This window comes from Clostridiales bacterium (assembly GCA_018333995.1).
Taxonomy (GTDB): domain Bacteria; phylum Actinomycetota; class Coriobacteriia; order Anaerosomatales; family SLCP01; genus JAGXSG01.
The window spans coordinates 1-3,180 of record JAGXSG010000026.1; the positions used below are offsets into that span (position 1 = coordinate 1).

A 3,180-nucleotide genomic window follows, 5' to 3' on the forward strand; every position below is an offset into this window, starting at 1 on the left:
GGGGGGCGTGGTCTCGTTTCCGCAGGCGACTGGCGGGATGCCGCGCGAGCCGGTGGTGAGCGCGCCGATTATCGTGCGGGGCGAGTATGTGGGCACGGTGCGTGTGTGGCCGCTCTCGGAAGACGGTCTCATCACCGAGAAGGACGTGCGCTTTCAGCAGGCGAGCCTTGGCGGACTCACAACGGCCGGTGTGATAGCGGTCGTTTTCGCTTCGCTCGCGGGGTTCGCTTTTGCCATCGGGCTCGTGCGCCCGATCGACCGGATCACGGAAGCCGCTGAGGCGGCACGCGGCGGCGACCGGCACGCGCGGACAGGGGTAAACGGGGACGACTCGATTGGGCTGCTCGGCAGGACCTTCGACGAGATGGCCGATGCGATTGAGGCCGACCGTGAGATGGAGCGCCGCCTGACCGCCGATGTCGCTCACGAGTTGCGCACTCCGCTCCAGGCTATTCAGGCGACCGTCGAGGCGATGCAGGATGGAGTATTGCCCGCTGATGAGGAGCGGCTCGGTGTGGTCCGTGACGAGACAGTGCGTCTTGCGCGTCTTGCCGACGGAATTCTCGAGCTCACCCGTCTCGAGCGGGGTGCGATATCAATGCGCAGCGAGCCGGTGGAGCTTGAGAGCGTGATCCGGTCCGCCGTCGATGCGCATCGGGCGTTCATCGAGGCGTGCGGCCTGAGGCTCGCGGCGCGCACCGTGACGGGGCTGGTAGTGCGCGGAGATGCAGACCGGATCACGCAGGCGGTGGGCAATCTTCTCTCTAACGCCGCGCGCTACACGCCCGAGGGTGGACGTGTTGACGTGGAGCTGGTTCGTGAAGGTGATCGGGCGCTCATCAGCGTCTCGGACACGGGCATCGGCATTGCCGAGGAGAACGTCGAACGCGTGTTTTCACGCTTCTGGCGTGCGGACGCCGCGCGCGACAGGGCGACCGGGGGACTTGGCATCGGGCTCGCGATTGTCAAAGAGATTGTCGAGCGCCACAAGGGGACGGCCGGTGCTTTGCGGCGGCCCGAGGGAGGTACGACGTTCACGATACGGCTGCCGCTCTCGTGACACGGCGTCCAGTGCGCTACACTGTCCCGGTTCGCTATGCAGCGTCAATCGATGCCCACGGAGAGGAACTCAGCCGTCCATGACATATCTGCTCGCGCTCGGAGGATGCGTGCTTTTGTTCGCGGGGGGTGAGTGGCTCGTCCGCGGTGCGGTGTCTCTGTCGCGACGAGCCGGCATCTCGCCACTGCTCATCGGGATGACGGTCGTAGCGTTTTGCACGTCAGCTCCCGAACTTGTCGTGAGTCTCGAGGCTGCGGCTCGCGGACAGGTCGATCTGTCTGTCGGCAACGTGGTCGGCAGCAACATCGCCAACATCTTGTTCATCATCGGGCTCTCGGCGTTGGTGACCCCGATCGTTATGAAGCCAGCTGCGATACGGCGTGACCTCACTGTCATGTTGGGAGCGACGGCGGTTCTGATCGGCTTGAGCTTGATCGGAGTGATAGAGCGCTGGCACGGCGGCATCATGGTGGGCGCGCTCATCACGTTCGTGTGGTACTCGTACTGGAAAGAGCTGTCTGGCGACACTCCCGCTGCTGAACTGTACATCGCTGAGGCCGAGGAGTTCTCCGGTGTGACGAAGCGCACGTGGCTCGCGCTTCTCGAGCTTGTTGTTGGGCTTGCCGCTCTCATCGCGGGCTCTCAGATGCTTGTGACTGGCGCCGGCGAGATCGCGCGATCGTTTGGTGTCGCCGAGGCGATCATCGGACTCACACTCGTGGCGTTGGGCACGTCGCTTCCGGAGCTTGCCACCTCGCTTGTTGCCGCGGCGCGCGGTCACGCCGAAGTCGCCGTAGGCAACGTGGTGGGCAGCAACATATTCAACATCCTCGGTATTCTTGGTGTGACCGCGATGACCCGTTCGCTGGCGGTCGCCCCAGGTATGGTCTCGTTTGATGTGTGGGTGATGCTGGCGGCGGCAGTGGCGCTGGTGCCGTTGCTGCTTTGGAGAGGGCGTATCGGAAGGCTTGCCGGTGTGGCGCTGATCGGCTCGTACGTCGCATACGTCGCGGTTCTCTACACGGGGGTGGCTGGTACCGGGGCGATGTAGTTGGTGCCTGGTATCCTCGTGAGAGCATCAGTAGTGAGGAGCGGACATGGTTCTGGGATACTCCATCACCGCCAATCTCGTTGGAGCGGTCGGGATCGTGACCTTTAGTGTGCTCGTCTTTCAGGTGCTTCAGGGCAAGCGCATCATCAAGTTCAAGGGCAAGGCGCACACGAAGGTGCACCGGTGGTCTGCGGCGCTGTTGCTCGCACTCGCGGCGCTCCATGGCTTGCTTGCGGCCGTGCGGCTCAACTCCTGGCAAATCGGCTGATCCGAGTCCGCCGCGTCACAGCTTCCCCGAAAGGAGCGACACCCCGTGTTGCACCCCTCCAAGCTCCGGCCTGACACCCGGGGCAAGGTACGCGACCTCTACGACCTTGGTGATTCGCTTCTGCTCGTCGCGTCCGACCGCATATCGGCGTTCGATTTCGTCCTGCCTGACGCGGTCCCCCATAAGGGCGAGGTGCTTACCCGGCTTACGCTCTTCTGGTTCGAACAGCTCGGCGGCATTGCGCCCAACCATCTCATCTCGGCTGATAGCGCCGACCTCCCCGAGCGCTTCAAGCCATACGCGGAGCACCTCCGCGGACGCTTCATGCTCGTGAAGAAGGCCGAGGTGTTCCCGGTCGAGTGCATCGTGCGCGGCTACATCGCGGGCGGCGGGTGGGATGAGTACCGCCGAGAAGGCGCGGTGTGCGGGATTGAACTGCCCTTCGGTCTTGTCGAGTCCGAGAGGCTTGAAGCGCCGCTCTTCACGCCCTCGACCAAGGCGCAGACGGGCAACCACGACGAGAGCATCAGCTTCGAGCGAATGGCGGGGATCATCGGCGATGCGTACGCCGAGGAGATCAGGCGGCTTTCGCTCGAGCTTTACTCGGCGGCTCGTGAACACGCTGCGGCTCGCGGTATCATCATCGCGGACACGAAGTTCGAGTTTGGGTTGGTGGACGGAGTGATCACGCTCGTCGATGAGGTCCTGACGCCGGATTCAAGCCGTTTTTGGCCAGCGGACGGGTACGAGCCCGGCCGCACGCAGGCGAGTTTCGATAAGCAGTACGTTCGCGACTGGCTC

Annotated in this window: 4 protein-coding genes; all 4 read left to right on the forward strand. The window is 64.0% G+C overall.

The annotated features are described in order from the left end of the window. Positions 1–1,060: HAMP domain-containing protein (locus KGZ40_07130; protein MBS3957286.1), on the forward strand; the 1,060-nt coding region annotated here is incomplete at its 5' end. Between the two features lie 79 nt (positions 1,061–1,139). Beyond that, positions 1,140–2,111, forward strand: a complete 972-nt coding sequence (locus KGZ40_07135; GenBank protein ID MBS3957287.1) for a calcium/sodium antiporter — start codon at positions 1,140–1,142, stop codon at positions 2,109–2,111. A 46-nt stretch (positions 2,112–2,157) separates the two neighbouring features. Then, positions 2,158–2,379: a hypothetical protein gene (locus KGZ40_07140; protein MBS3957288.1), complete on the forward strand. Its 222-nt coding sequence runs from the start codon at positions 2,158–2,160 to the stop codon at positions 2,377–2,379. Between the two features lie 45 nt (positions 2,380–2,424). After that, a partial coding sequence (locus KGZ40_07145; GenBank protein MBS3957289.1) for a phosphoribosylaminoimidazolesuccinocarboxamide synthase occupies positions 2,425–3,180 on the forward strand: 756 nt, incomplete at its 3' end.